This window comes from Serratia marcescens, assembly GCF_029846115.1.
In the GTDB taxonomy this organism is placed as follows: Bacteria; Pseudomonadota; Gammaproteobacteria; order Enterobacterales; family Enterobacteriaceae; genus Serratia; species Serratia marcescens_L.
This window is the reverse complement of record NZ_JARVZZ010000001.1, coordinates 829,160-853,562: the sequence shown is the minus strand read 5'-3', so window position 1 is coordinate 853,562 and position 24,403 is coordinate 829,160. Positions and strand designations below refer to the sequence as shown.

The following is a 24,403-nucleotide window of genomic DNA, read 5'->3' as shown; positions in this document are numbered from 1 at the left end:
TCGATATTCATGACTAAACCGGCGTTTCTCATCACCATTGATACCGAAGGCGATAATCTGTGGCAAAACCACGATCGCATCGCGACCGAAAACACGCGTTTCTTGCCGCGCTTTCAGGCATTGTGCGAAAAATACGCCTTCAAACCGGTTTATCTCACCAACTATGAAATGGCAGTGGACCCGGCTTACGTCGAGTTCGCGCGTGATGTGATTGCCCGCGGCGCGGGTGAAGTGGGCATGCACCTGCATGCCTGGAACAGCCCACCGCTAACGCCGCTCACCGACGACGACTGGCGCTACAAGCCTTATTTGATCGAGTATCCCGCCGATCAGATCCGCGCCAAGGTCGATCACATGACCAAGCTGCTGGAAGATGCCTTCCAGACCAAAATGCTCAGCCATCGCGCCGGCCGCTGGGCGTTCAACGAATATTATGCCTCGCTGCTGCTGGAATACGGCTATCAGGTGGACTGTTCGGTGACGCCGCGGGTCAACTGGCAGTTTTCGCCGGGCAATCCGCAGGGCAACGGCGGCACCGATTACAGCCGGTTCCCGTCGCAGGCCTATTTCATCGATCCACAGAACATTGCCAAACCGGGTGCTTCGTCGCTGCTGGAAGTGCCGATGAGCATTCAGTACAAGCACTCGGCGCTGATGAACGCGTTCAAGCAAGGTTATGATCGGCTGCGTGGCAAGCGGCGTTCACCGTCCGTCAATTGGTTGCGGCCGAGTGGCGGCAACGTGGCCAAGATGATAAGTGTGGCTGAGGCGTCGCTGGCGCAGGGGCATGACTACGTCGAATTTATGCTGCACTCCTCCGAATTTATGCCGGGCGGCAGCCCGACGTTCAAAACCGAGCAGGATATCGAAGTGCTGTACCGCGATCTGGAGCAGCTGTTTGACTGGCTGCAGCAGCGCACGGTGGGCATGACGCTGGCCGAGTATTATCAACTTAAAGCGAATTAAGCACGCACATGTCGAAGAAATGGAAAATCAAGGTTGCAGACTGGTTCTTGCGTCGCTATACGGCGAAGTACGGCCGTTTTCAGGACAAGGCGACGTTCGACGGCGCCCAGCAGTTTGACAATATCGTTATCTATTCCACCACGGCGTTGGGCGACTTCATGTTCAACACGCCGGCATTGAGGGCGATGCGGGAACGCTATCCCAACGCGCACATCACGCTGGTGGTGCACAAGAAAAACCGCGAGCTGGTGGAAAACGGCCGCTATTACGATCGCGTGGTGTATTGGGACAGCAAGATCAAGACGATCCGCCCGTTGCTGAAATCGTTGCGCGAACATCAGCCGGATTTGGCGCTGATCCTGCACTCCCATCTGCCTTATGACATCATCAGTGCCGTACTGGCCGGGGCGAAGTACATTATCAGGGACAACTACAGCTCAGGCATTTGCGGGCTGGAGCCTTGGCTAACCAACTATATCTTCCATTATTACGGCCACTTCGTACGCCGCAAGCTGGAGCTGATTTCCATTTTAGGCTGCCGTAGCGACGATCCGACGATGGAAATTCCCGTGGATTATCAGCGCGGCGTCAAAAGCAGCGAGCATCCCACCATCGGTTTTCAACTGGGGGCGTCAACAGAGTCGCGTTGCTGGCCGGTTTCGCACTATGCGCGGCTGGCCGATGAGCTGGTGGCGAAGCACCCTAATGTACGCATCGTGCTGATTGGCGCACCGTTCGACGACGGCAAGGCCAAACAGTTTATGAGCCTGATCGGCCCGCAAACGCAGGCCTGCGTGGATAACCAGATCGGTAAAACGGGGCTGCAAGGCTTGCTGACGTTGCTCGACAGCTTCCATGTTCTGGTCACCGGCGATACCGGGCCGCTGCATCTGGCAGTGGCGTTGAAGGTGAAAACCATCAGCCTGTTCGTGACCGCCGACTCACGCTCCACCGGCCCGATTCAGGATGCGGAACTGCACCGCATCATTCAGGTGTCGCGTACCGGCTATACGATGCCACTGGAGGCAGAAAGCCCGATGGGGGTCATCCAGCCGCAGCGGATTTATGATGAGCTGGTCGCGCACGTGCCTTTGACACGCTGAAGGAGCGACGACGCATCGGCCGCCCGGCCGATGCGGTTAGCGCGGCTTGCGCCCGCGCAGCTTCGAAAGAAAGGTATCCACTCGCGCATAGCGCATCTGGCGGACTTTTTTGCCCGGCACGTCGCTGTTGCGGCAGATATCAGCGGTGCGGCGCAGGATGTGCAGCGTTGTCGGTGCGTAATGGTAATAGCCGTATACCGCCTTCGACATGCTTTTGACCTCGGAAAAGCAGTTGGCCAGCATCAGGGTGGCCAACCGGCGTAGCGGCTCATCCCCGGGATGCTGCGCCACAAAACGCAGCATCTTCTCCATGGCGAACAGCAGGTCTTCAATATCTTTAGGTTTGATATTGCGAGTGATGCCCTGGCTGTTGTCCCGATAGAAATAGAGCTCGCAGTCTAGATGGGCGATGCGGCGGGTTTTGAAATACTGAAAAGGCGTAAAAATCACGTCTTCATAGCGCCTGCCGTCTTCGAACGTTTCCCCTTCCAGCAGCGTGCGTTTATATACCCGGCTCCAGAGATGCCACATCGAGCGTGCGAAAAGCGGTTGCAGGCAGCTCGGCCCCAATTGTGAAAAGTCGTAGGCTACGGGCTGCGTCGCGCGGTTCTCTGATTTCGGCGGTTGTTCGGTGAACTTCTGATAATTAAAATCGATCAGGTCATATTCACCGGCGAGTAGCAGGGGGTGCAGGATGGCCAGATAGTCGTCGCTCAGCAGATCGTCGCCGTCGAGGAAGGTGAGATAGCGTCCGGTAGCCAATCGTAAGCCGACGTTGCGGGCGTGCGCAATGCCGCCGTTGGCCTGTGAAGTAAAGATCACGCGCGGGTGCCGCCGCTGCGCCAGATAGTGGCTGACCAGCGCGCCGGAGGCGTCGGTGGAGCCATCATCGATGATCACCACCTCGATATCGTCGCGAATCTGTGCAAATAACGAATCCAGCGCAGCGATAACGAACGCTTCGTTATTATAAAACGGCACGATAACGCTGAGCAGCGGTGGTTGAATTTTCACGCGGCCTGCTCCTGTGCGGAAGGCTGTCTCGCCACGGAGAGCACCCCGGCGATCAACGCCAGACAGAACATGGCGGTGCCTTCCGTGCTGAAGAAGATGACGTCGCTCAAGCCGTAGACAAACAGGCTGGCGCTGACGCTCAGCAGCAGCGCGTTGCGCTGCGGCCGGAACGAAGAGAAGAACAGGCAGATGTAGAGCGCCAGCAATAGCAGCCCCCCCCAAACGCCCTTGAGCGAATAGGTTTCCAGCAGTTCGTTATGCAGATGCACGTTGATATAGGGCATGACGCCAGACAGGCGAGGCTGCTGTGCGACCATGGTGCGGATCTCTTCTCCGCGCTGTTCGGCGGATTGGCCCCATGGAGCTTGTGAACCGGTGCGCCATGCCAGCGTTTGCATCGACAGCCGGGAAATGATCGAGTTTTCAGTCTGTGGCTGATCCATCAGGCGCATGTCGGTCTCAAAGGCCTGAATGCGTTCTTCTATCTGCGGCTTGAACACCAGGCCGCAGGCTATGAGCAGCAGCGGCACCGAGGCTACCAACGCGAGCTTGTGTTTCCTGGAAACCAGTTGTTTGGTCGCCAGCAGTGACAGGCAGACCGCCACCGGGTAGACCAACATGGCCGCACGCGTGCCGGTGAGCACCAGCGCAGAAAAGGACAGCAGAAACGCCGCGATGTACAACGCCAGGCGGTAACGGGTGCGCAGCATCAGGATGGCTTGCATCATCACCAGATCGATGGCGGTCATCAGGTAGGCGGCGACCGTGGCGCGATCGAAGTTGAGCTCTACGCGCGGGATATCGAGACGCAGCCCTTGATAGAGGGAATAACCGTTGATCGCCAGACCAGTGGTGAGGGCCACAACGATGAGCAACCGCTGTACGCACAGTCGCTCATTGAGCGCGATCAGCAAGATGAAAGCGGTCGCGAGCTGCAGTTTGCCGGTTGACATATAGGAACGATAAACATTGATATACTCGCCCGGCTGTTTGAAGTGATGCATCCAGAGGATGGTTCCCATGCCGACGCTGAACATCAGCGCGGGCAGCAGCAGATTTCTAACGTTGCTGAAGTAGTAGCGTGGGTACAGGCAAACGGCGATAAAGGCGATGTAGCTGGAAACGTAAAACAGATTGCGTCCGGTCGCGGAACCGAAAGGAATGGTACAAAAAGCGATGGCGCACCCCAGATAGATTAAATAGCTGAAGGCAGGGTGCGGCGTTCTGAGTTTTAGCATCGGGCGTGTTTTCCGGCTCACGTTTCAATTAAGCGATAAAGGATCGCAGCGTGTCGTCGAATTCAACTTTGAACTGAGCATAGTTGAAATGTTTCGCAGGATAGCGCCGCGCATTCAGACTCATGGTTTGATAGGTTCCCTGTTCCAACAGTGTTTCCACCGCATCCGCGCAGTCGATATGCGACAGCAGCTTGGGCGTCACCAGGCTGTCGGTCAACGGATCGTAGACCTCATGCGGGAAGTCGACCTCGATATTGGTGAGCTGTCGGTGCTGTTCGATGGTGACCGACGGCGTCAGGCCAATGCCACAGACCCCATCCCTGACCGCTTCCGGCTGGCCGTCAACCTGCGGGAAGATGACCGGCACGCCGAAATAGAGCGATTCCATACAGGACAAGCCGAACGGCTCGGTGATCGGCGTGCTCATGTAGATGTGCGTGCGATTGAAGAAGCCGGCGACGTCATCCTGATAACCGCTGAAAGTGATGCGGTCGCCGAGCTGAAGCCGAGCCGCCAGCGCCTCGAACGCCGCGCGATCCGGCCCTTTGCCGGCCACTTCCAGCGTGACGTCATGCCCGCGCCGCAGCAGTTCCTGCATCATCAATAATGAAACACTGATGCCTTTCAGGCTGACCAGGCGTGAGGCCGTGCCGATCCTGACCGGCTGCGACAGCATTTTCGGCGCAGTGTCGATCCCCGCCGGCGTCTTGATGCGGTTGATCACCACGTGATTTGGGCAAGGCAGATTAAAGCGCAGCTCCATCACCCGCTTTGACGCGTGTGAGGCGGAAATGACGCCGTCCAGCATGGCGAAGAAACGCAGCGTCTTTTTATTCTTGGGGTAACGCCAGGAGCAGCCGTGATCGTAATAAACCAGCTTGCCGCGCTTGGGTTTGGCCGCCAGCCCCGGCACCAGGTCCCAGACGATCACCACGTCGGCGTTCGCCCGCTCGATTTTCCGCTTCAGCAAATATTTGCGCAGGAACTGCGGGCAGCGCAACGGCAACGCATTGATCAGACGGTTGGCGAAGGTGACGGGCTGATGCGCAGGCAACTGGCGGCGGATCTCTTCGCCGATGTCACCGCTGATGCACAAGACCTGGTTGCTGCCGTCGGTGGTATCGTTGATGTACTGCAGGAACAGACGCTCGACGCCGCCCATTTTACCCAGGTTGATAATATGCAGTTTTTTCATGCTAGAACCTTTTGCAACGCCTGCCATGCCGTATCGGCGTCGATTGTCGCCATGCTTTTTTCCGGAGAAATCAACGAGTGCTGATTTTGCCCGTAGCCGCCGATCAGGCCGGGATCGGTTGGCCCGAACAGCGTGATGTTGGGTTTGTCGAGCGCGGCGGTCAAATGGCTGAGTCCGGTGTCGACCGAGACCACGCCCTTGGCGCCGGCCAGCACCTCGGCCACCTGCTGCAGGCTGAGCTTCGGCAGCACTTCGACATGAGAGAAACCTTCCGCCAAGCGCAGCGCGCGCTGATGTTCATGCTCCGCGCCCCACGGCAGTTTGATCTTCAGCCCGCTGTCCGCCGTCAGCGCGATCAGCTCACGCCAGTTTTGCTCCGGCCAATGTTTATCGTCACGGGTCGTCGCGTGCAGAAACACCAAATACTGCCCTGCATCGGCCGGCGGGTGGCTGAGAAAGCGTGCGGCGATGGCGTAATCGCCGTAGCTGCCCGGTTTATCGTAGCCGAGGCTTTTGGCGAACAGTTCGCGCGTGCGTTCCACCGCGTGCTGCTGCTTGTCTATCTCATGGCGCACGTTGTAGAACCAACTGGCGAACGGCTCGCGCGCGCTCTTGCAGTCCGGGCCATGTTTGTTGCCTTTGGCGATGCGCGTGATCAGCGCGGCGCTTTTGATCAGGCCCTGCGCGTCGATCACCACGTCGTAACGGCGTTCTTGCAGCGCGCGCTTGAAGTCGCAGCGCTGTTGTCGGGTGTCGTTGCCGAACCAGTTTTTGCGCCAGCGACGAATGGCTACCGGGATCACGCGATCCACCGCCGGGTGCCAGGTCGGGATTTGGCTGAAACCTTCTTCCACCACCCAGTCGAAGCGGATATCGGGAATGGCCTGCAGCGCGTCGGTCAGAGCGGGCAGCGTATGCAGCACGTCTCCCATCGAGGAGGTTTTTACGATTAACACCTGCATGACTATTCCTCGCTGGCGACAAGTAACGGCGTCAGCGCATCCAACACTTGCTGCGGCTGAATATCGATCAAACTTTGGTGGTATCCCTGCTCGGCATCGCCCTTACGCACCTTGTGGTAGCCGCTGATCAAGCGAATCACCCGCGCCTTGTCGGAGAGCGGCGGCGTGAAGTCGGGGCTGCTTGGGCCGTACAAGGCTATCAGCGGTTTGTTCAACGCTGCGGCAACGTGCATTAAACCGGAGTCGTTGCTGACCACCGCCCGGCAGGCCGCGATCAGGATCACCGCCTGCTCCAACTGGGTTTTTCCGGCCAGGTTAAGACAGAAATCGCGAGTGTTTTCCTGCAACGCGGCACGGATCTGTTCGCCGGCCTCGTGGTCTTTCGCCGAACCGAACAGCGCGACCTGATAGCCGCCCTCGATCAACTGCTGAGCCAGCGTCGCATAATGGTAGTGCGGCCAGCGTTTGGCGGGGCCGAACTCCGCACCTGGGCAGAAGCCGACGATCGGCCGGCTGTCGGTCAGGTTGAAGGCTGCGGTGGTGTCGGCGATCTCTTCGTCGCTCACCTGCAGCTGTGGCCACAGCAGCGGCTGCGGCAGATCGTCGGCGCGCTGAATGCGGCCTTTGTCATAGGCCAGCGCCACGTAGCGCTGCACCATCAGCGGAAAGGCCGCCTTGTCGAGCACGCGGACGTCGTTCAGCAGGCCGTAGCGCATTTCGCCCCGCCAGCCGGTGCGCTGCGGGATATCGGCGAAGAAGGGCACCAGCGCGGATTTGAACGAGTTGGGTAGAACGTAAGCGCGATCGTAACGGTTGGCGCGCAGGGCGCGCCCCAGGCGGCGGCGTTCGCCGAGCCCCAGCGCGCCATGGCCCAGCGGCATCGCCAGCGCCTGATTGACTTCCGGCATGCGCGCCAGCAGTGGGCGGCACCAGGCCGGCGCCATCACATCGATCTCCGCCGACGGGTATTCGGCCTTCAGGGTGCGATAGAGACTTTGCGACATCATCATGTCGCCAACCCAAGAAGGGCCGATAACCAGTATTTTCATACCCAGCGTTAATTCCTTCAGCTTATGCGGTGCGGTTCAACCAGGCCATGTACTCTTTCACGCCTTCGGCGACCGTTTTAAACGGTGCGTCGTAGCCGGCGGCGCGCAGCTTGGTCAGATCGGCCTGGGTGTACGCCTGATAGCGGCCCTTCAGCTTCTCCGGGAACTCGATATATTCCACCGCGCCCTTCTGGTGGAAGTCCACCACCGCGTCGGCCACCGCCTGGAAGGTTTCCGCCCGGCCGGTGCCGCAGTTGAAGATGCCGGATTTGCCGGTTTCCCAGAACCACAGGTTAACCGCCGCCACGTCGCCGACGTAGATGAAGTCACGCTTGAAGTTTTCGCTGCCGGCGAACAGTTTCGGGTTTTCGCCGCGGTTGATCTGGGTATTCAGGTGGAAAGCGACGCTGGCCATGCTGCCTTTGTGGCCTTCGCGCGGGCCGTAAACGTTGAAGTAGCGGAAGCCGCAGATCTGCGAGTCCGCTTCCGGCAGGATCTCACGCACGTACTGATCGAACAGGAATTTGGAGTAGCCGTACACGTTGAGCGGCGCTTCATACTGACGCTCTTCGATAAACTCTTCGCGGCCGCCGTAAGTGGCGGCGGAGGAGGCGTACAGGAACGGAATTTCGCGATCCAGGCAGTAGTGCAGCAGGTCTTTGGAGTACTGATAGTTATTGTCCATCATGTACTTGCCGTCCCACTCGGTGGTCGCGGAGCAGGCGCCTTCGTGGAAGACCGCCTCGATATCGCCCAGATCGTCGCCGGCCATGATGCTGGCGATAAAGTCTTCTTTATCGATATAGTCGGCGATGTCCAGATCGACCAGGTTGACGAACTTGGTGCCGTCTTTCAGGTTATCCACCACCAGGATATCGCGATATCCCTTGTCGTTCAGTGCCTTAATGATGTTGCTGCCGATCATGCCGGCGCCGCCAGTGACGATAATCATTGGGTTACCCCTGCTAAGCTGCTGGCGGGGCACAATGCCCCACGCTCAATGGCGGTTATCATAGCATTTCATGCCGCGGCAAACAGCGGAAGGGCTCCGAATATCCCGCATTGCCATTGAAGTCCGCTTTTTGCCGTGATATCTGCTGCAATTTTAATATTCTCTCCCGCGCATTCTCGTCAGTTTGGTTACAAATCAGTAAAATATGCCGCAAATAGCCCAATCCTGGAGATAACCGAATGTCAGCGTCTTTTTATCAGCAGTTGGAACAACAGCTTGCCGCCACTCGCAGTGAAGGGCTGTTCAAGGAAGAACGCATCATCACCTCCGCGCAACAGGCGGATATCGCCGTTGCCGACGGCAGCCATGTGATTAACTTCTGCGCCAATAACTACCTGGGCCTGGCCAACCACCCGGCGCTGATCGCCGCCGCCAAGTCGGGAATGGACAGCCACGGTTTCGGCATGGCGTCGGTGCGCTTCATCTGCGGCACCCAGGATAGCCACAAGCAGCTGGAACAGAAACTGGCGGCCTTTTTGGGCATGGAAGACGCGATCCTGTACTCCTCCTGCTTCGACGCCAACGGCGGGCTGTTCGAAACCCTGCTCGGCCCGGAAGACGCCATTATCTCCGATGCGCTGAACCACGCGTCGATCATTGACGGCGTGCGCCTGTGCAAGGCCAAACGCTATCGCTACGCCAATAACGACATGACCGAGCTGGCCGCGCAGCTGAAGCAGGCCAAAGCCGACGGCGCGCGCCACATTCTGATCGCCACCGACGGCGTCTTCTCGATGGACGGCGTGATCGCCAACCTGAAAGGGGTGTGCGATCTGGCAGACGAGTACCAGGCGTTGGTGATGGTGGATGACTCCCATGCAGTGGGCTTTGTCGGCGCCAACGGGCGCGGCACCCATGAATACTGCGAAGTGATGGGCCGCGTCGATATCATCACCGGTACGTTAGGCAAAGCGCTGGGCGGCGCGTCCGGCGGCTACACCGCGGCCAAGAAAGAAGTGGTGGAGTGGCTGCGTCAGCGTTCGCGGCCGTACCTGTTCTCTAACTCGCTGGCGCCGGCGATCGTCGCCGCGTCGATCAAAGTGCTGGAACTGCTGGAAGAGGGCGATGCCCTGCGCGATCGCCTGTGGGCCAACGCGCGTCTGTTCCGCGAAAAAATGACCGCCGCCGGCTTCACGTTGGCCGGTGCCGATCACGCCATCATCCCGGTGATGCTGGGTGAGGCGAAGTTGGCGCAGGAATTCGCCAATGCGTTGCTCAAGGAAGGCATCTATGTGACCGGTTTCTTCTATCCGGTGGTGCCGAAAGGCCAGGCGCGCATCCGTACCCAGATGTCCGCCGACCACACCCCGGAGCAAATCGAACGCGCAGTGGCGGCGTTTACACGTATCGGTAAGGATCTTGGCGTTATTGCATAAGGTAAAACCATGAAAGCACTGTCAAAACTGAAAGCGGAAGAAGGAATTTGGATGACCGACGTGCCTCAGCCGGAGCTGGGTCACAACGACATCATGATCAAAATCCGCAAAACCGCGATCTGCGGCACCGATGTGCATATCTACAACTGGGACGAGTGGTCGCAAAAAACCATTCCGGTTCCGATGGTGGTCGGCCATGAATACGTGGGCGAAGTGGTGGCGATCGGTCAGGAAGTCAAAGGCTTCAGCATCGGCGATCGCGTGTCCGGCGAAGGCCACATCACCTGCGGCCACTGCCGCAACTGCCGCGGCGGCCGCACGCACCTGTGCCGCAACACCGTCGGCGTGGGCGTGAACCGCCCGGGCAGCTTCGCGGAATACCTGGTGATCCCGGCATTCAACGCCTTCAAGATCCCGGATAACATCTCCGACGAACTGGCTTCGATCTTCGATCCGTTCGGCAATGCGGTGCACACCGCGCTGTCGTTCGATCTGGTCGGGGAAGACGTGCTGGTGTCCGGCGCCGGCCCGATCGGCATCATGGCGGCGGCGGTGTGCAAACACGTCGGCGCCCGCCATGTGGTGATCACCGACGTTAACGAATACCGCCTGGAACTGGCGCGCAAGATGGGTGTGACCCGCGCGGTGAACGTCAGCAAGGAAAACCTTAACGACGTGATGGCCGAGCTGGGCATGACCGAAGGGTTCGACGTCGGTCTGGAAATGTCCGGCGCGCCGCCGGCGTTCCGCACGCTGCTCAATGCGATGAACCACGGCGGGCGCATCGCCATGCTGGGCATTCCGCCTTCGGACATGTCGATCGACTGGAACCAGGTCATCTTCAAGGGGCTGTTTATCAAAGGGATTTACGGCCGCGAGATGTTTGAAACCTGGTACAAGATGGCGGCACTGATCCAGTCCGGTCTGGATTTAACCCCGATCATCACCCACCGATTCTCGATCGACGAGTTCCAGCAGGGCTTCGACGCCATGCGCTCCGGCAAGTCGGGTAAAGTGGTGCTGAGCTGGGATTGATTTCGCCAGATGTGAAAAGGGCCGGAATTCCGGCCCTTTTTTTATGTTTGCGGTTTGGCTTGCGTCCAGTGCTGCCAATGACGCTTGATGAAGGTCACCGGCGGCGAGGTGGCGATGCTGTCGGCGATGACGCCCAGCGCGGTGCCGGCGTTGGTTTTTTCCTTCGGCGGTTTGACCTTGCACTGCTTGATGCCGCCACTGAACGGGTTCTTCGGCTGCGGTTTTTGCGGTTTGACCGGCGGGACGTAGCTACCACCGCCGTTGCCCTGCGGTTCGTTCAGCAGCGCGCTCGGTTTAACCAGCACGATATCGGCGGGCAGCGACGGCAGCATCTGCTGCAGCACCTTCACCGTCGCCGGGCGCGGGTGGCCGATGGCGATGGCGGAGCCGTTGCGCCGCGCCAATTCGACCGCGCGATTGAACTGGCGGCGGATGTCGGCTTCGTTCGCGGTATCGTCGAGGAACACCTTGCGTTTGATCACCTTCACGCCGGTGCCGGCCGCGGCGCGGGTCGCTTGGCTGCTGCCGATGGTCATGCTGTCCAGAAAGTACAGGCGGTAGCTTTCGAGCGCCTGCATCACTTTCTGCATGCCCGGCAGGCTGGAGGTCATAGCGCTGCCCATGTGGTTGTTCATGCCGACCGCGTAGGGCACGTTGTTCACCGCATTGCGGATGATGCGCTGGATCTCTTCGCTGCTCATGGAGGGCTGCAGGGTATCGCGCTCCAGCGGCTGCTTACTGAGCGGCGCCATCGGCATGTGGATCAAGACTTCGCGGCCCTGGCTATGGGCGCGAGTGGCCATCAGGCGGGCATGCGGCGCGTTGGGCAACACCGCGACCGAGATCGCCGTCGGCATTTGCAGCACCGCGTTTTCTTCGTGAGGGCGGTAGCCCACGTCATCGATGACGATGGAGAGTTTTCCTGCCTGCGCAGCGTAAACCTGCAGCAGACAGCCTATTAACAGAGCTGTTCGGGTTTTGACATAGCGCAAATCTATCTTCCCAACCACGGCAGTGGGTTAACCGCCTGTCCCTGACGACGGATTTCGAAATAGAGCGACGGCGTTCCCTGGCCGCCGCTGGTGCCGACCAGAGCGATCGGCTGGCCGGCGCGCACCTGTGCCCCGACGTTGACCAACGCGCTTTGGTTGTAGCCGTACACGCTCATGTCGCCTTTACCGTGTTCGACCACCACCATCAGGCCATAGCCTTGCAGCCAGTCGGCCAGCAGCACGCGGCCATCGGCGACGGCTTTCACCTCGCTGCCTTCGCGGGCTTCGATCACCATGCCTTTCCAGCGTAGCTCGCCCTGCTGCTGTTCGCCAAAGCCGTGCAGCGTGCGGCCGCGCACCGGCCACATCAGCTGGCCGGCCGGGCGACCGAGGCCGCCGGTGCGCGCCATCAGCGAGCGATCGGCTTCGCTAGGTTTGTAGGTGGTGCCGGTTTTCTTCGCCTGCTGCTCCTTGATGCGCACCTGTTCGCGCACCTTGGCCGCTTCACGGGCTTCGCGTTCGGCGCGCGCACGGGCTTCGCGCTCCGCGCGAGCGATCTTGTCGCGCATGCGGGCTTCGTTCTGGCGCAGTTCCACCAGGCGTTGTTGGTCTTTTTCCAGCGAGGCTTCCAGCGCGGTCAGCGTTTTCTTGCGGGCGCCGCGCGCCTGCTCCAGCTTCTGCTGCTGCGTCTGTTGCTCGCCCAGTAAGGATTTTTGCTGGCCCTGTTTGGCCACCAGCGTGGTTTTTTGCTTCGCCAGCTCGGCGCGGGTCTGTTTCAGCTCTTCGATGGTTTTCTGGCGCGCTTCGTTCAGATAGCCGAAATAGGCCAGAATACGTTCGCTGCGCTGGCTTTCTTCACCGCTGAGGATCAGCTGCACGGCGCTGTGCTGTCCTTGCCGGAAGGCGGCGTCGAGCTGTTTGGCGAGGAGGTTTTGTTGGGCCGATTGCTGCTTTTGCAGTTTGGCTATCGAGGCGTTCAGGCCGGAAATGTCCTTGCCCAACTGGGTGAGCGTGCCCTGGGTGTCGCGCAACTGGCGGCTGGCCTGGGCGATGGTTTTTTCCTGCTGACGCAGCTGATCCTGCAGTGAGCTGCGCTGCTGTTGCTGCTGCTTCACCGCTTTTTCTTTCTCGGCGATGCTCTGCTGGATGTCTTTCAGCTGGGATTTATTGTCTTCCGCCGCCTGGCCGGCGAGCGGCAACAGCAAGACGCCAGCGCAAAATACGCTGGCGCACATGGCGGTGAACGTCCTTGGCGCGGTGCGTCCAGGCAGCGGTCGGCTGCCTGCGTTTGCGCTTCGGGTTACCCTTGATAGTGCAAAAAACGCCTTCTCCCTCATGGAGAAGGATTATTCCACGATGAACAGCGGCTTACCAGTCATCTCTTGCGGGATTTCCATTCCCATCAGCGTTAACAGGGTTGGCGCGATGTCCGAAAGCTTGCCGCCTTCGACCGCCCGCGCCGGTTTGCCGACGTAAATCAGCGGTACCGGCAGGCTGGTGTGGGCGGTGTGCGCCTGGCCGGTGGCCGGATCGCGCATCTGCTCGGCGTTGCCGTGATCGGCGGTGATCAGCAACTGGCCGTCGACGTCGCGCACCGCATCAACCACCTGGGCGATGCAGGCGTCCAGCGTCTCCACCGCTTTCACCGCCGCTTCATACACGCCGGTATGCCCTACCATGTCGCCGTTCGGGTAGTTGCAGATAATGGCATCATATTTGCCGCTGCGGATGGCGCTCAGCAGCTTGTCGGTCAGCTCGGCGGCGCTCATCTCCGGCTGCAGATCGTAGGTGGCGACCTTCGGCGAGTTGACCAGCACGCGGTCTTCGCCCTTGAACGGCGCTTCCACGCCGCCGTTATAGAAGAAGGTGACGTGGGCGTATTTTTCGGTTTCCGAGATGCGCAGCTGAGTTTTGTTGTGCTTCATCAGCCATTCGCCGAAGGTGTTGGACAGCGACGCCGGCGGATAGGCGCAGGCGGTCGCGATGTCGGCGGCGTATTCGGTCAGCATCACGAAATCGCCGAACTGCACCTGTTTGGCGCGTGGGAAACCGTCGAAATCCGCGTTCACGAAGGCACGGGTGATCTGGCGCGCGCGGTCCGCGCGGAAGTTCATGAAGATCAACGCGTCGCCGTCCTGCATCGCGGCATCGGCCTCACCGGCGGCGCGGATCACGGTCGGTCTGACGAACTCGTCGTTTTCACCGCGCTGATAGGCGGCCTGCAGCCCGGCGATCGCATCCTCGGCCACGGAGTCCCCTTTGGTCGCGGTCAGCAGGTCATAGGCCAGCTGCACGCGATCCCAGCGGTTGTCGCGGTCCATCGCGTAGTAGCGGCCGATCAGCGAGGCGATGCGCCCGACGCCCACCGCGGCGAAGGCGTCGCGGCAGCGTTGCAGCGGGGCTTCGGCGCTGCGCGGCGGGGTGTCGCGCCCGTCGAGGAAGGCATGCAGATAAACGGCTTTGGCGCCGCGTTGGGCGGCCAGCTTGATCATGGCCAGGATGTGCTCGTCGTGGCTGTGCACGCCGCCCGGCGACAGCAGGCCCATGATGTGCACCGCCTTGCCGGCCGCTACGGCCTTATCGACAGCGGCGGTCAGCACAGGGTTGGCGAAGAAGTCGCCGTCGGCGATAGCTTTGTCCAGCCGGGTCAGATCCTGGTACACGATGCGCCCGGCGCCCAGGTTGACGTGGCCGACTTCAGAGTTGCCCATTTGCCCGTCGGGCAGGCCGACATCCAGCCCGGAAGCGGCGATCAGCGTATGCGGCTGCTCCCGCCACAGGCGATCCATCACCGGGGTGCCGGCGTTCAGGATCGCGTTGTCCTGCCGCTCTTCACGATGGCCGTAACCGTCCAGGATCACCAGTACCATCGGTTTTTTGTTGCTCGACATTGCATTGACCTCTTATGAACCTTTTAAGCTGCGAATAGCCATGCGCCCGCCGCAAGCATGGCTATTCACCCTCGAAAAACCGGCTGATTTTACACCGCCGGCGGCGATAAATAGCCCAAAGAGATCAAGGTTGCGGCGAATCGCGCGGGCTTTTATGCTCTGACGTCGGGAATTTCTCAGCGCAGCCCGCAGTTTCTACAATCGCGCTTGCTTATTGGCTGTATTTGCCGCACTCGGCAGGTATACTCTGGAACCTTGACTTATTTATCCCTTAACTGACGGGAGTTGTTACACCCCATGCTGCAAGAAATTATGCCATTCGTAAGCAGACACCCTATTCTGAGCCTGGCTTGGATCGCTCTGCTGGTCGCCGTGATCGTCATGACCTTCAAAAGCCGTTTCTCCAAGGTCAAAGAGATCGCACGCGGTGAAGCTATTCGCCTGATCAACAAAGAAGAAGCCGTGGTGGTCGACACCCGCAGCCGCGACGATTTCCGCCGTGGTCACCTGGCCAGCGCCATCAACCTGACCGCCAGCGAAATCAAAAGCGGCAGCCTCGGCGAGCTGGAAAAACACAAAGCGCAGCCGATCATCGTTGTGTGCGCCAACGGCACCGCCTCCCGCGAGCCGGCGGAGAACCTGAGCAAGGCCGGTTTTGAAAAGGTGACGATGCTGAAAGACGGCATTTCCGGCTGGAGCGGAGAAAACCTGCCGCTGGTGCGCGGTAAGTAACCGTTTAACCTATTTGAGGTGGCAATCCATGGCTAACATTGATATCTACACCAAAGCGACCTGTCCGTTCTGCCATCGCGCCAAGGCGCTGTTGAACAGCAAGGGCGCGGCGTTTAACGAGATCGCCATCGACGGCGATAACGCCAAACGCGAAGTGATGATCGAGCGCAGCGGGCGTACCACGGTGCCGCAGATTTTCATCGACGGCCGGCATATCGGCGGCTGCGATGATTTATATGAACTCGATGCTCGCGGCGGCCTGGATCCGCTGCTTTAAGCAGCCTGCCGGTTCACCGAGTGTCAATAAGGACGTTTAACCAAGGGTATTACTCACATGTCAGAACAAAACAGCACCGAAATGGCTTTCCAGATCCAACGTATTTATACCAAGGACATCTCCTTCGAAGCGCCGAACGCGCCGCAGGTTTTCCAGCAGGAATGGCAGCCGGAAGTTAAACTTGATCTGGATACCGCGTCCAGCCAGCTGGCTGACGAAGTGTATGAAGTGGTACTGCGCGTAACCGTGACGGCGAGCCTGGGCGAAGAAACTGCGTTCCTGTGCGAAGTGCAACAGGCGGGCATCTTCTCGGTAGCAGGCATCGAAGGCACGCAGCTGGCGCATTGCCTGGGTGCATACTGCCCGAACATCCTGTTCCCGTATGCGCGCGAGTGCATCACCAGCCTGGTTTCCCGCGGTACATTCCCGCAGCTGAACCTGGCACCGGTCAACTTTGACGCGCTGTTCATGAACTATCTGCAGCAGCAGGCGGAAGGCGAAGGTGCCGCACCACATCAGGATGCCTGATGAACACCGTCAATGCTTCAATGACTGTCATCGGTGCCGGCTCGTACGGCACCGCATTGGCCATTACGCTGGCGCGTAACGGCCACGCCGTGGTGCTGTGGGGGCACAACCCCGCGCAAATTCAAACGTTGCAGCAAGATCGCTGCAATCAGGCGTTTCTGCCCGACGTTCCCTTCCCCGATACCCTGCTGCTTGAAGCCGATTTGGCGCGTGCGCTGGCGGCCAGCCGCGACGTGCTGGTGGTGGTGCCGAGCCACGTGTTCGGCGACGTGCTGCGCCAGCTGAAGCCGCATCTGCGCCCGGACGCCCGCATCGTGTGGGCTACCAAGGGACTGGAAGCGGAAACCGGCCGGTTGCTGCAGGACGTGGCGCGTGAGGCGTTGGGCGAGACGATCCCGCTGGCGGTGCTCTCCGGGCCGACGTTCGCCAAAGAGCTGGCCGCCGGCTTGCCGACGGCGATCGCGCTGGCGGCGACCGATGCGCAGTTCGCCGACGATTTGCAACAGCTGTTGCACTGCGGCAAGAGCTTCCGCGTCTACAGCAATCCCGACTTCATCGGCGTGCAGCTTGGCGGCGCGGTGAAGAACGTGATCGCCATTGGCGCCGGCATGTCCGACGGCATCGGTTTCGGCGCCAACGCCCGCACCGCGTTGATTACACGCGGGCTGGCGGAAATGAGCCGTCTGGGTTCTGCGCTGGGCGCCGATCCTTCGACGTTCATGGGCATGGCGGGGCTGGGGGATCTGGTGCTAACCTGCACGGACAACCAATCGCGCAACCGCCGCTTCGGCATTATGCTGGGGCAAGGCAAAGGCGTGCAGGAAGCGCAGGACAGCATCGGCCAGGTGGTCGAGGGCTATCGCAATACCAAAGAGGTGTTGGCGCTGGCGCAGCGGCACGGCGTGGAAATGCCGATCACCGAACAGATTTATCAGGTGCTTTACTGCCACAAGGACGCCCGCGAAGCGGCGCTGAGCCTGCTGGGGCGAGCCCGAAAGGACGAAAAACCCAGCGCGTGACATAAAACGATATGCCGGGGCAGCAGAATGCTGACCCCGCAAATGACCTGGGCCGCTTCGCGCTACTGTGCGAAGCGGCCCGTTTGGCAAGGTAAAGGGGTATGTGATGTCGTCAGAAGAGTTGGAACAGGTCTGGAACAGCATTAAATCAGAAGCGCGAGCACTGGCTGATTGTGAACCGATGCTGGCCAGCTTTTTCCATGCGACGTTGCTCAAGCACGAGAACCTGGGCAGCGCGCTCAGCTATATGCTGGCCAACAAGCTGGCGACGCCGATCATGCCCGCCATCGCGGTGCGCGAGGTGGTGGAAGAGGCCTACAAGTCCGACAACCAGATGATCGTTTCGGCGGCACGCGATATTCTCGCGGTGCGGTTGCGCGATCCGGCGGTCGATAAATACTCAACGCCGCTGCTTTACCTGAAAGGGTTCCATGCGCTGCAGGCTTACCGCATCGGTCACTGGCTGTGGCAGCAAGGGCGGCAAGCGCTGGCTATCTACCTGCAAAATCAAATTTCCGTCGCCTTCGGCGTGGACATCCACCCGGCGGCGACCATCGGCTGCGGCATCATGCTCGACCACGCCACCGGCATCGTGATCGGTGAAACGGCGGTGGTGGAGAACAACGTCTCTATCCTGCAGTCGGTTACCCTGGGCGGTACCGGTAAAACCAGCGGCGACCGTCACCCGAAAATCCGCGAAGGGGTGATGATTGGCGCCGGCGCCAAAATTCTCGGCAATATCGAAGTGGGCAAGGGTGCGAAGATCGGCGCGGGCTCGGTGGTCTTGCAGGCGATACCGCCGCACACCACCGCCGCCGGCGTGCCGGCGCGCATCGTCGGGCGGCCGGAGAGCGATACGCCGTCGATGGATATGGACCAATACTTCAACGGTAGCAATCACGGCTTCGAGTACGGCGACGGTATTTGAGCGCCGCCTGCGCAGCCATTCAGGGGGAGCTTCGGCTCCCCCTGCGTTTTTCAGGTGGCGGTCAGCCCTGTTTCGGGAAGTTGGTGATATCGGTAACGATGTCGTCGATCGCCGCCTTGACGTCATCCGCCGTGACCGGCGTGCTGTCGTTGTTGACGGTTTTACCGTAGGCCTTGCGTACCACTTCCATCACCGTTTTACCGGTATCCTGGTCGATCAGCTCACCTTCGATATACAGCGCGGTATTTTGCGTCCGGTGCCCGGTCGCTGCCATGGTGCTGGCGACCACCGCGGCGACCGGCACCACCTCATAGAACTTCATGTCTTCATTTTCGGCGGAAACGGCGGTGATGGCGAGCTTGGCCACCAGCACGCGTGAGCCCGTCGGGCTTGGCAGAATGGTAAAGCGATTCTGCAGCGCGGTTTTGATCCGCTGGGTCGCGTAGGCCTTAATCTTGTTCAACGTGTCCTGGCTGACGCGCGCCGTGGGCTTCTCCGCCGGGAAATAGACCACCGGTTGGAAATAGATGCCGCGATAGTTGGATTCCTTGTAGCTTGGGTCTACCCATCGCAGCGTTTTATGGCCGCTTGGCGAGGTGGTTTCCTGCAGCTTGCTGTAATCGGACAAGAAGCCCGAATACTGCGACGTTTGGGTGACTTTGGACGAACAGCCTGCCAGCAACAGGCCCGCTGCCAGAACCGCCATGGCAACGCTCAAGCGTTGTTTCTTCATATGGTTTCCTATGATGAGTGGTGATTACCCTTACAAAACATAGCGCATTATCTGCGCCTCATCGGGCATTTTCGGGGCCGGGCGTGCCCTGCCGTGGCCTTTTTTCAGGATCGTGATGCGCCGCTGGTTTTCGCCGCCAGCGCCGACGATAAGGCGGCGAGTAAGGCGTTCGCGCTGGCCAGCGCCAGGCGTTGCTCAGTTTGCCATTGGGCCAACAAGGGCCAGAGATCCGCCTGATGTTCTGCCTGCAGGCACCAGACCTCCCGATCGTGCCAATCGCCGAGGGCGTTCTGCGCCGCCTTGAGGCTCGCCATCGCGGTGGGAGAGAGGGGGAGGCGTTGCGGATAGGCTTCGGCCGCGTAACGCAGGCGTTTTATCAGCAGCCGCAGGCGGTGGCGGTCGTAGCCGGTATCGGCCAGTGCCCGGCGCAATTGCCGCTGCTGGCGCTGCAGGCGTCGATTTAGGCGGTGTTTGGCGGTGCGTCGCGCGGTGCGGCGGAAGCGGCGCGGCCAGGCGTGCAACAGCGAGGGAAAGTCGATGAGCTGCGGATGGGTGAGCAGTTGACGGCAGCGAGCCTGAAGATCGCTCCGGCGCACGTTGGCCTGCCAATCGAGGCGATGGCGTGTCAGTTCGGCGATCAGCACCTCGAGATCGCGCAGCGGCGTCGTGAGCCGCCCTAACTCGGCGGCGGCCCGATCGAGCCGGGTTGCGCCGGGGCAGCCGCGCAACGGACGCAGCAGGCTGCGAATGCGGCGCAGACAGACGCGTAAGTCGTGCAATGCTTCGGTGTCTTGCGCCTGTTGCAGCCGCAACAGCGCCTCGTTCAGCGCCGGTTCGAGCCGGCGAAGCTGGGTAACAATATCTGCAACGAAAGCCATGTGCCGTGCCTGGAGAGGTTAACCTTTCCAGTATGGCGCGTCGTCGCGGATTACGCCTTGATCAGCGCGCCGGCATAGTCCAGCTGCCGCCAGGCTTCATACACCACCACCGATACGGCATTCGACAGGTTCATGCTGCGGCTTTGCGCCTGCATCGGGATGCGGATTTTTTGCTGCGCGGGCAGCGCATCGAGGATGTCGGCAGGCAATCCACGCGTTTCCGGGCCGAACAGCAGGTAGTCGCCGGCCTGGTAGCTGACGGCACTGTGCGCCGGCGTGCCCTTGGTGGTGAGAGCAAACAGCCGCTGCGGGTTTTCGGCGGTGAGAAAGGCGGCGTAATCGGCATGACGGCTGACGCGGGTGAACTCATGGTAGTCCAGCCCGGCGCGGCGCAGGCGCTTGTCGTCCCACGGGAATCCCAGCGGTTCGATCAGGTGCAGGTTAAAGCCGGTATTGGCACACAGGCGGATGATATTGCCGGTGTTGGGTGGAATTTCGGGTTCAAATAAAACGATGTTCAGCATGTTGCAGGCCCCTCGTGAACGAGGGGCGCAGGATAGCAAACTCTTACTGTTCTGTCTTAGTCGACAAACGTTGATGATGCAGCGGCAGCCACAGCACCAGTCGCAGGCCGCCAAGCGGGCTGTCTTCGGCCTTCACCCAGCCGCGATGTTGATTGACCGCCGCTTCGACGATCGCCAGGCCGAGGCCGGTGCCACCGGATTCGCGGTCGCGCGCTTCATCGGTGCGGTAGAACGGACGGAAGATCTGTTCGCGATCTTCGGCGCTGACGCCGGGGCCGTCGTCGTCAACCTGGATGGTCACGCCCTGATTGTCGGCGCTGAACGCCACGGCAATGCGGGTGTGCGAATAACGCAGGGCGTTGCGCACGATGTTTTCCAACGCGCTGTCCAGCGCACTCGCGTTGCCGAACAGCGTCCACGGGCCTGGCGGCGCGGTGATTTCCAACTGCTTGCCCATCTGTTCCGCTTCGAAACGGGCGTTGTCCAGCACGTCGGCCCACAGGTCGTTGGCCTTCAGCTGCTCGCGCGCCAGTTCGCCTTTTTGCTGTCCGCGCGACAGCGCCAGCAGATCGTTGATCATCGAATCCAGCCGCTGCGCTTCTGTTTCGATGCGCGCCAGCTCGTGCCCTTCGCCGTGGCGGCGGCGCATCAGCGCGGTGGCCAGCTGCAGACGCGTCAGCGGCGTGCGCAGCTCGTGCGAGATGTCCGAGATCAGCCGTTGCTGCGCGTTCATCATGCGCTCCAGCGCGCTGACCATCTGGTTGAAGCTGGCGCCGGTGGCCAGAAACTCCTGCGGGCCGGCCTCCAGTTCCGGATGCTGCTTCAGGTTGCCGCGCGCCACGTCATCGGCGGCGTTTTTCAGTTTGCGTGCCGGTTTCGCCAGGCTCCAGGCCAGCCACAGCAGCAGCGGGGCGCTGATCAGCATGGTGACGATCAGCAGCAGCAGCGGCCGGTCGAACATCAGGTTGATGAAATCGGATTGCGGGCTGTTGGCGGGACGGATCAGGTACAGCTGATAGTTGTCTTCGCCGTCGCGCACGGCGAACGGCCCGACCAGCTCAACGCGGCCGTACTTTTTCTTCTTGGGATGATCCGAATTATCGGATTGGCCGATGAAGTTGCGGACGATCTGCATTTCGTTGCGCTGCGCGCCGATCACCCGGCCTTCGCTGGTGACCAGCAGCAGGCGTTGGCCCGGCGGCGCCCATTTGTCGATGGCGCGGAACAGGCGGCGCCACCACATCAGATCGTTGGCCGGATCGTTTTGCAACTCGGCCTCGACGTGCTGTTCCAGCATCAACCCCTGCCGCTGCTCGCTGTCGAGCAGAGAGGTCATTTGACGGGAGTCGAGCTTGGGCACCATCAGCACCAGCATTAGCACCAGGGCTAACGTGAACCAGAAAATGGCGAAGATGCGTGCCGTCAAACTGTTGATCATGTTGCAGATACCATCAAATAACCCCGCCCGCGCAGGGTTTTGAACCACGGATGCCCGTCTTTGCGGTCCGGCAGCTTACGCCGCAGGTTGGAGATATGCATGTCGATGGCGCGATCGAACGGGGTCAGGCGTTTGCCCAGCACTTCCTGGCTCAGCAGTTCGCGCGACACCACCTGGCCGAGATGCTGCGCCAGCAGGTAAAGCAGGGTGAATTCGGTGCCGGTCAGATCCAGCACCTGGCCGTCGAAGCTGGCCTCCTGGCGGCCGGGGTTCAGCTGCAGGCCATCGACATCCAGCGTCGGGGCGCCGCTGTCGACCTGCTGCTGTTCGCTCCAGTTGGAACGGCGCAGAATGGCGCGAATGCGCGCGACCAGCTCGCGATCGTTGAAGGGTTTCGGCAGATAATCATCGGCGCCCAGCTCCAGGCCCAGCACGCGGTCCAGTTCGCTGCCGCGGGCGGTCAGCATGATGACCGGCGTCTGGTGATGTTGGCGCAGTTCTTTCAGCGTATCGATGCCGTTTTTCTTCGGCATCATGATGTCGAGCAGCAGCAGATCGATGGAGCTGTCCAGCAGCGACAACGCCTGCTCGCCATCGTGCGCGACGACGATATTAAAACCTTCCATTTCAAGCAGTTCTTTTAACAGCGAGGTCAACTCGCGGTCGTCGTCAACTAACAGAATCTTGTTCATTATGATTTACCTCCAGACGCAAAATACGTCATCAACTGTTGCCATTCCATGACTTTACGTAGTTTTACATGCACTGACGCAGGTTTTCAGGTGTAGCGGTACACTGCTCCTCGTTGATTCGCAAAGTGAGAAAGCTTGAGGAGTTGAAATGCGTAAGGTGACCGCATTAGTTATGGCATCACTGCTGGCAATTGGTTCGACCGCTGCCTTCGCTGCCGACACTATACCGGACACAGCCCAACCTCCCGGCAACGACGCGATGACCCGAATACCCGGCCAGCACCATATGTTCGACGGTGTCAGCCTCAGCGAACAGCAGCGCCAGCAAATGCGCGATTTGATGCGCCAGGCCCGGCACGATCTGCCTGGTGTCAATGTAGCTGAAATGGAAGCCATGCATAAACTGGTGACCGCAGAGAAATTTGACGAAGCCGCCGTGTATGCCCAGGCGGAAAAGATGGCCCAGCAGCAGGTCAAGCGCCAGGTCGAAATGGCCCGGGTGCGCAACCAAATGTATAACCTGCTGACGCCAGAGCAAAAAAGTGTTTTAGACCAGAAACATCAGCAGCGTATGCAGCAGATGGAGCAACAAATTTCTGGTTTGCAGCAAGCTTCTGCCCAGAAGTGAAGTACGACTGAGTAGTCCCCTGTTTTTCCTTGCCATAGACACCATCCCTGTCTTCCCCGCCATGATGGCGGGGTTTTTTTTATCCGACATTTCGCTATATTGAGCGCCATACCTTTTGACCGGGATCCCTTAATGGAACAGCGCTATGCACGCCTGGTAAAGTCCGCTGCGTTGGCCGCTACCGCGCTGGCGTCGTCGCTGCTGTTAATCAAAATCGTCGCCTGGTACCACACCGGTTCGGTCAGCCTGCTGGCGGCGCTGGTGGATTCGCTGGTCGATATCGCCGCCTCCCTGACCAACCTTCTGGTGGTGCGCTATTCGCTGCAGCCGGCCGATGCCGAGCACACCTTTGGCCACGGCAAAGCGGAGTCGCTGGCGGCGCTGGCGCAAAGCATGTTTATTTCCGGCTCCGCCCTGTTTCTGTTCCTCACCGGCTTCCAGCATTTGTATGCGCCGCAAACGCTGCGCGATCCCGGCGTTGGGGTCGTCGTGACGGTGATCGCGTTGATCAGTACCCTGATTCTGGTCACCTATCAACGTTGGGTGGTCAGAAAAACGCGCAGCCAGGCGGTGCGCGCAGATATGCTGCATTATCAGTCAGATGTCATGATGAATGGTGCTATTCTTATCGCTCTTGGGCTAAGCTGGTACGGCTTCCGGCGGGCGGACGCGCTGTTCGCGCTGGGCATCGGCGTTTACATCCTGTATAGCGCGCTGCGCATGGGCTACGAAGCGGTGCAGTCGCTGCTGGATCGGGCGTTGCCGGATGACGAACGCCAGGCGATTATCGAGGTGGTTTCCTCCTGGCCCGGGGTGAAAGGCGCGCACGATCTGCGCACGCGGCAGTCGGGGCCGACGCGTTTCATCCAGCTGCATCTGGAGATGGAAGACTCGCTGCCGCTGCGCGAGGCGCACCGGTTGGCCGATCAGGTGGAACAGGCGCTGCGGCGCCGTTTTGCGGGGGCGGACGTCATTATTCACCTGGACCCGTGCTCCGTGGTGCCGCCGGGTAGGCAGGGACATTGGGAGCTATAATCAGATAGAGGCATAGATCGAAGTATTATCATGAATATCTGAGTTAGCTCAGCGTGCCATGCGGTGTTTTTACCGTTATATTGCGTGACTTGAATCAATTCAGCTGGGTGTTTTTGATATAATATCCAGCAATAAGCCGTAAAGCTGGTTTTCTGCAG

25 protein-coding genes are annotated in these 24,403 nt (G+C 60.1%); 11 read left to right on the top strand and 14 right to left on the bottom strand.

Going from position 1 to position 24,403, the window contains the following annotated elements; genetic code table 11:
• Positions 1-9 precede the first annotated feature (9 nt).
• On the top strand, positions 10-966 hold the full coding sequence (locus tag QDT79_RS03940; protein ID WP_063991300.1) for a polysaccharide deacetylase family protein: 957 nt from the start codon (positions 10-12) through the stop codon (positions 964-966).
• A gap of 8 nt (positions 967-974) precedes the next feature.
• Positions 975-2,069 (top strand): glycosyltransferase family 9 protein, encoded by a 1,095-nt coding sequence (locus QDT79_RS03935; protein ID WP_063991301.1) that lies wholly within the window; start codon positions 975-977, stop codon positions 2,067-2,069.
• Between the two features lie 36 nt (positions 2,070-2,105).
• Here the strand turns inward: QDT79_RS03935 and QDT79_RS03930 are convergent, their stop codons facing one another.
• The 6 genes from QDT79_RS03930 to rfaD are packed head-to-tail and all read right to left on the bottom strand — an operon-like array spanning position 2,106 to position 8,479.
• Positions 2,106-3,083: a glycosyltransferase gene (locus tag QDT79_RS03930; protein WP_308316219.1), complete on the bottom strand. Its 978-nt coding sequence runs from the start codon at positions 3,081-3,083 to the stop codon at positions 2,106-2,108.
• Positions 3,080-4,321: an O-antigen ligase family protein gene (locus tag QDT79_RS03925; protein WP_107228037.1), complete on the bottom strand. Its 1,242-nt coding sequence runs from the start codon at positions 4,319-4,321 to the stop codon at positions 3,080-3,082. Before QDT79_RS03925 ends, QDT79_RS03930 begins: the two co-directional genes overlap by 4 nt.
• A gap of 28 nt (positions 4,322-4,349) precedes the next feature.
• Positions 4,350-5,516: a glycosyltransferase gene (locus tag QDT79_RS03920; RefSeq protein WP_107228036.1), complete on the bottom strand. Its 1,167-nt coding sequence runs from the start codon at positions 5,514-5,516 to the stop codon at positions 4,350-4,352.
• Positions 5,513-6,478 carry a lipopolysaccharide heptosyltransferase RfaC gene (gene rfaC, locus QDT79_RS03915; protein WP_063991305.1) on the bottom strand — a complete coding sequence of 322 codons (966 nt, stop codon included), beginning with the start codon at positions 6,476-6,478 and terminating at the stop codon, positions 5,513-5,515. Before rfaC ends, QDT79_RS03920 begins: the two co-directional genes overlap by 4 nt.
• Before the next feature lie 2 nt (positions 6,479-6,480).
• Positions 6,481-7,527, bottom strand: coding sequence for an ADP-heptose--LPS heptosyltransferase RfaF (gene rfaF, locus QDT79_RS03910; RefSeq protein ID WP_149559992.1), 1,047 nt, complete (start codon positions 7,525-7,527; stop codon positions 6,481-6,483).
• 22 nt (positions 7,528-7,549) lie between these two features.
• Positions 7,550-8,479 carry an ADP-glyceromanno-heptose 6-epimerase gene (gene rfaD, locus QDT79_RS03905; RefSeq protein ID WP_060453247.1) on the bottom strand — a complete coding sequence of 310 codons (930 nt, stop codon included), beginning with the start codon at positions 8,477-8,479 and terminating at the stop codon, positions 7,550-7,552.
• A gap of 239 nt (positions 8,480-8,718) precedes the next feature.
• On the opposite strand from rfaD, the gene kbl reads away from it, so the two are divergent.
• Positions 8,719-9,915 (top strand): glycine C-acetyltransferase, encoded by a 1,197-nt coding sequence (kbl, locus tag QDT79_RS03900; protein ID WP_004931154.1) that lies wholly within the window; start codon positions 8,719-8,721, stop codon positions 9,913-9,915.
• Positions 9,916-9,924: 9 nt separating this feature from the next.
• Positions 9,925-10,950 (top strand): L-threonine 3-dehydrogenase, encoded by a 1,026-nt coding sequence (tdh, locus tag QDT79_RS03895; protein WP_025304682.1) that lies wholly within the window; start codon positions 9,925-9,927, stop codon positions 10,948-10,950.
• Positions 10,951-10,991: 41 nt separating this feature from the next.
• Here tdh and QDT79_RS03890 read toward each other — a convergent pair whose 3' ends face one another.
• The 3 genes from QDT79_RS03890 to gpmM are packed head-to-tail and all read right to left on the bottom strand — an operon-like array spanning position 10,992 to position 14,833.
• Positions 10,992-11,942, bottom strand: a complete 951-nt coding sequence (locus tag QDT79_RS03890) for a divergent polysaccharide deacetylase family protein (RefSeq protein ID WP_063991307.1) — start codon at positions 11,940-11,942, stop codon at positions 10,992-10,994.
• 2 nt (positions 11,943-11,944) lie between these two features.
• Positions 11,945-13,279 carry a murein hydrolase activator EnvC gene (envC, locus tag QDT79_RS03885; protein ID WP_063991308.1) on the bottom strand — a complete coding sequence of 445 codons (1,335 nt, stop codon included), beginning with the start codon at positions 13,277-13,279 and terminating at the stop codon, positions 11,945-11,947.
• A gap of 9 nt (positions 13,280-13,288) precedes the next feature.
• Complete coding sequence (gene gpmM, locus QDT79_RS03880) at positions 13,289-14,833, bottom strand: 2,3-bisphosphoglycerate-independent phosphoglycerate mutase (protein ID WP_107228033.1); 1,545 nt, start codon at positions 14,831-14,833, stop codon at positions 13,289-13,291.
• Between the two features lie 297 nt (positions 14,834-15,130).
• Between gpmM and QDT79_RS03875 the strand changes: the two genes are divergently transcribed.
• From QDT79_RS03875 to cysE, 5 genes are all read left to right on the top strand, one after another.
• Positions 15,131-15,565 carry a rhodanese-like domain-containing protein gene (locus QDT79_RS03875; RefSeq protein WP_063991310.1) on the top strand — a complete coding sequence of 145 codons (435 nt, stop codon included), beginning with the start codon at positions 15,131-15,133 and terminating at the stop codon, positions 15,563-15,565.
• Between the two features lie 28 nt (positions 15,566-15,593).
• Positions 15,594-15,842: a glutaredoxin 3 gene (gene grxC / locus QDT79_RS03870; RefSeq protein WP_004931142.1), complete on the top strand. Its 249-nt coding sequence runs from the start codon at positions 15,594-15,596 to the stop codon at positions 15,840-15,842.
• A 57-nt stretch (positions 15,843-15,899) separates the two neighbouring features.
• The gene (gene secB / locus QDT79_RS03865) at positions 15,900-16,370 is read left to right on the top strand and encodes a protein-export chaperone SecB (RefSeq protein WP_025304678.1); all 471 of its coding nucleotides are present in this window, start codon (positions 15,900-15,902) and stop codon (positions 16,368-16,370) included.
• On the top strand, positions 16,370-17,389 hold the full coding sequence (gpsA, locus tag QDT79_RS03860; RefSeq protein ID WP_025304677.1) for an NAD(P)H-dependent glycerol-3-phosphate dehydrogenase: 1,020 nt from the start codon (positions 16,370-16,372) through the stop codon (positions 17,387-17,389). The genes secB and gpsA overlap by 1 nt, the downstream gene beginning before the upstream one ends.
• A 106-nt stretch (positions 17,390-17,495) precedes the next feature.
• Entirely contained in the window at positions 17,496-18,317 is an 822-nt protein-coding gene (gene cysE / locus QDT79_RS03855; protein ID WP_063991312.1) for a serine O-acetyltransferase, read from the top strand.
• 61 nt (positions 18,318-18,378) lie between these two features.
• Here cysE and QDT79_RS03850 read toward each other — a convergent pair whose 3' ends face one another.
• The 5 genes from QDT79_RS03850 to cpxR form a co-directional block, all read right to left on the bottom strand.
• Positions 18,379-19,050: a DUF3313 domain-containing protein gene (locus QDT79_RS03850; RefSeq protein WP_063991313.1), complete on the bottom strand. Its 672-nt coding sequence runs from the start codon at positions 19,048-19,050 to the stop codon at positions 18,379-18,381.
• Between the two features lie 104 nt (positions 19,051-19,154).
• Positions 19,155-19,928 (bottom strand): CHAD domain-containing protein, encoded by a 774-nt coding sequence (locus tag QDT79_RS03845; protein ID WP_308316218.1) that lies wholly within the window; start codon positions 19,926-19,928, stop codon positions 19,155-19,157.
• A 50-nt stretch (positions 19,929-19,978) separates the two neighbouring features.
• Positions 19,979-20,452 carry a tRNA (uridine(34)/cytosine(34)/5-carboxymethylaminomethyluridine(34)-2'-O)-methyltransferase TrmL gene (gene trmL, locus QDT79_RS03840; protein ID WP_063991315.1) on the bottom strand — a complete coding sequence of 158 codons (474 nt, stop codon included), beginning with the start codon at positions 20,450-20,452 and terminating at the stop codon, positions 19,979-19,981.
• Positions 20,453-20,495: 43 nt separating this feature from the next.
• Entirely contained in the window at positions 20,496-21,890 is a 1,395-nt protein-coding gene (gene cpxA / locus QDT79_RS03835) for an envelope stress sensor histidine kinase CpxA (RefSeq protein WP_048232185.1), read from the bottom strand.
• Positions 21,887-22,582, bottom strand: a complete 696-nt coding sequence (cpxR, locus tag QDT79_RS03830; RefSeq protein WP_063991316.1) for an envelope stress response regulator transcription factor CpxR — start codon at positions 22,580-22,582, stop codon at positions 21,887-21,889. Before cpxR ends, cpxA begins: the two co-directional genes overlap by 4 nt.
• Before the next feature lie 148 nt (positions 22,583-22,730).
• Here cpxR and cpxP point away from each other — a divergent pair, with 148 nt between their 5' ends.
• Together cpxP and fieF are read left to right on the top strand one after the other, a co-directional pair.
• Positions 22,731-23,210, top strand: a complete 480-nt coding sequence (cpxP, locus tag QDT79_RS03825) for a cell-envelope stress modulator CpxP (RefSeq protein WP_004931122.1) — start codon at positions 22,731-22,733, stop codon at positions 23,208-23,210.
• A gap of 132 nt (positions 23,211-23,342) precedes the next feature.
• Entirely contained in the window at positions 23,343-24,245 is a 903-nt protein-coding gene (fieF, locus tag QDT79_RS03820) for a CDF family cation-efflux transporter FieF (RefSeq protein WP_130017755.1), read from the top strand.
• The last annotated feature ends 158 nt before the right edge of the window (positions 24,246-24,403 follow it).

Excerpts from the sequence above, each read along its gene's own strand:
- cpxR (WP_063991316.1), bottom strand. The coding sequence starts at position 22,582 with ATGAACAAGATTCTGTTAGTTGACGACGACCGCGAGTTGACCTCGCTG.
- gpmM (WP_107228033.1), bottom strand. The coding sequence starts at position 14,833 with ATGTCGAGCAACAAAAAACCGATGGTACTGGTGATCCTGGACGGTTAC.
- kbl (WP_004931154.1), top strand. The coding sequence starts at position 8,719 with ATGTCAGCGTCTTTTTATCAGCAGTTGGAACAACAGCTTGCCGCCACT.
- trmL (WP_063991315.1), bottom strand. The coding sequence starts at position 20,452 with ATGCTGAACATCGTTTTATTTGAACCCGAAATTCCACCCAACACCGGC.
- rfaF (WP_149559992.1), bottom strand. The coding sequence starts at position 7,527 with ATGAAAATACTGGTTATCGGCCCTTCTTGGGTTGGCGACATGATGATG.
- rfaC (WP_063991305.1), bottom strand. The coding sequence starts at position 6,478 with ATGCAGGTGTTAATCGTAAAAACCTCCTCGATGGGAGACGTGCTGCAT.
- tdh (WP_025304682.1), top strand. The coding sequence starts at position 9,925 with ATGAAAGCACTGTCAAAACTGAAAGCGGAAGAAGGAATTTGGATGACC.
- QDT79_RS03940 (WP_063991300.1), top strand. The coding sequence starts at position 10 with ATGACTAAACCGGCGTTTCTCATCACCATTGATACCGAAGGCGATAAT.
- cysE (WP_063991312.1), top strand. The coding sequence starts at position 17,496 with ATGTCGTCAGAAGAGTTGGAACAGGTCTGGAACAGCATTAAATCAGAA.
- cpxP (WP_004931122.1), top strand. The coding sequence starts at position 22,731 with ATGCGTAAGGTGACCGCATTAGTTATGGCATCACTGCTGGCAATTGGT.
- secB (WP_025304678.1), top strand. The coding sequence starts at position 15,900 with ATGTCAGAACAAAACAGCACCGAAATGGCTTTCCAGATCCAACGTATT.
- QDT79_RS03935 (WP_063991301.1), top strand. The coding sequence starts at position 975 with ATGTCGAAGAAATGGAAAATCAAGGTTGCAGACTGGTTCTTGCGTCGC.
- QDT79_RS03925 (WP_107228037.1), bottom strand. The coding sequence starts at position 4,321 with ATGCTAAAACTCAGAACGCCGCACCCTGCCTTCAGCTATTTAATCTAT.
- rfaD (WP_060453247.1), bottom strand. The coding sequence starts at position 8,479 with ATGATTATCGTCACTGGCGGCGCCGGCATGATCGGCAGCAACATCATT.
- gpsA (WP_025304677.1), top strand. The coding sequence starts at position 16,370 with ATGAACACCGTCAATGCTTCAATGACTGTCATCGGTGCCGGCTCGTAC.
- grxC (WP_004931142.1), top strand. The coding sequence starts at position 15,594 with ATGGCTAACATTGATATCTACACCAAAGCGACCTGTCCGTTCTGCCAT.
- QDT79_RS03875 (WP_063991310.1), top strand. The coding sequence starts at position 15,131 with ATGCTGCAAGAAATTATGCCATTCGTAAGCAGACACCCTATTCTGAGC.
- envC (WP_063991308.1), bottom strand. The coding sequence starts at position 13,279 with ATGAGGGAGAAGGCGTTTTTTGCACTATCAAGGGTAACCCGAAGCGCA.
- QDT79_RS03850 (WP_063991313.1), bottom strand. The coding sequence starts at position 19,050 with ATGAAGAAACAACGCTTGAGCGTTGCCATGGCGGTTCTGGCAGCGGGC.
- cpxA (WP_048232185.1), bottom strand. The coding sequence starts at position 21,890 with ATGATCAACAGTTTGACGGCACGCATCTTCGCCATTTTCTGGTTCACG.
- fieF (WP_130017755.1), top strand. The coding sequence starts at position 23,343 with ATGGAACAGCGCTATGCACGCCTGGTAAAGTCCGCTGCGTTGGCCGCT.
- QDT79_RS03845 (WP_308316218.1), bottom strand. The coding sequence starts at position 19,928 with ATGGCTTTCGTTGCAGATATTGTTACCCAGCTTCGCCGGCTCGAACCG.
- QDT79_RS03920 (WP_107228036.1), bottom strand. The coding sequence starts at position 5,516 with ATGAAAAAACTGCATATTATCAACCTGGGTAAAATGGGCGGCGTCGAG.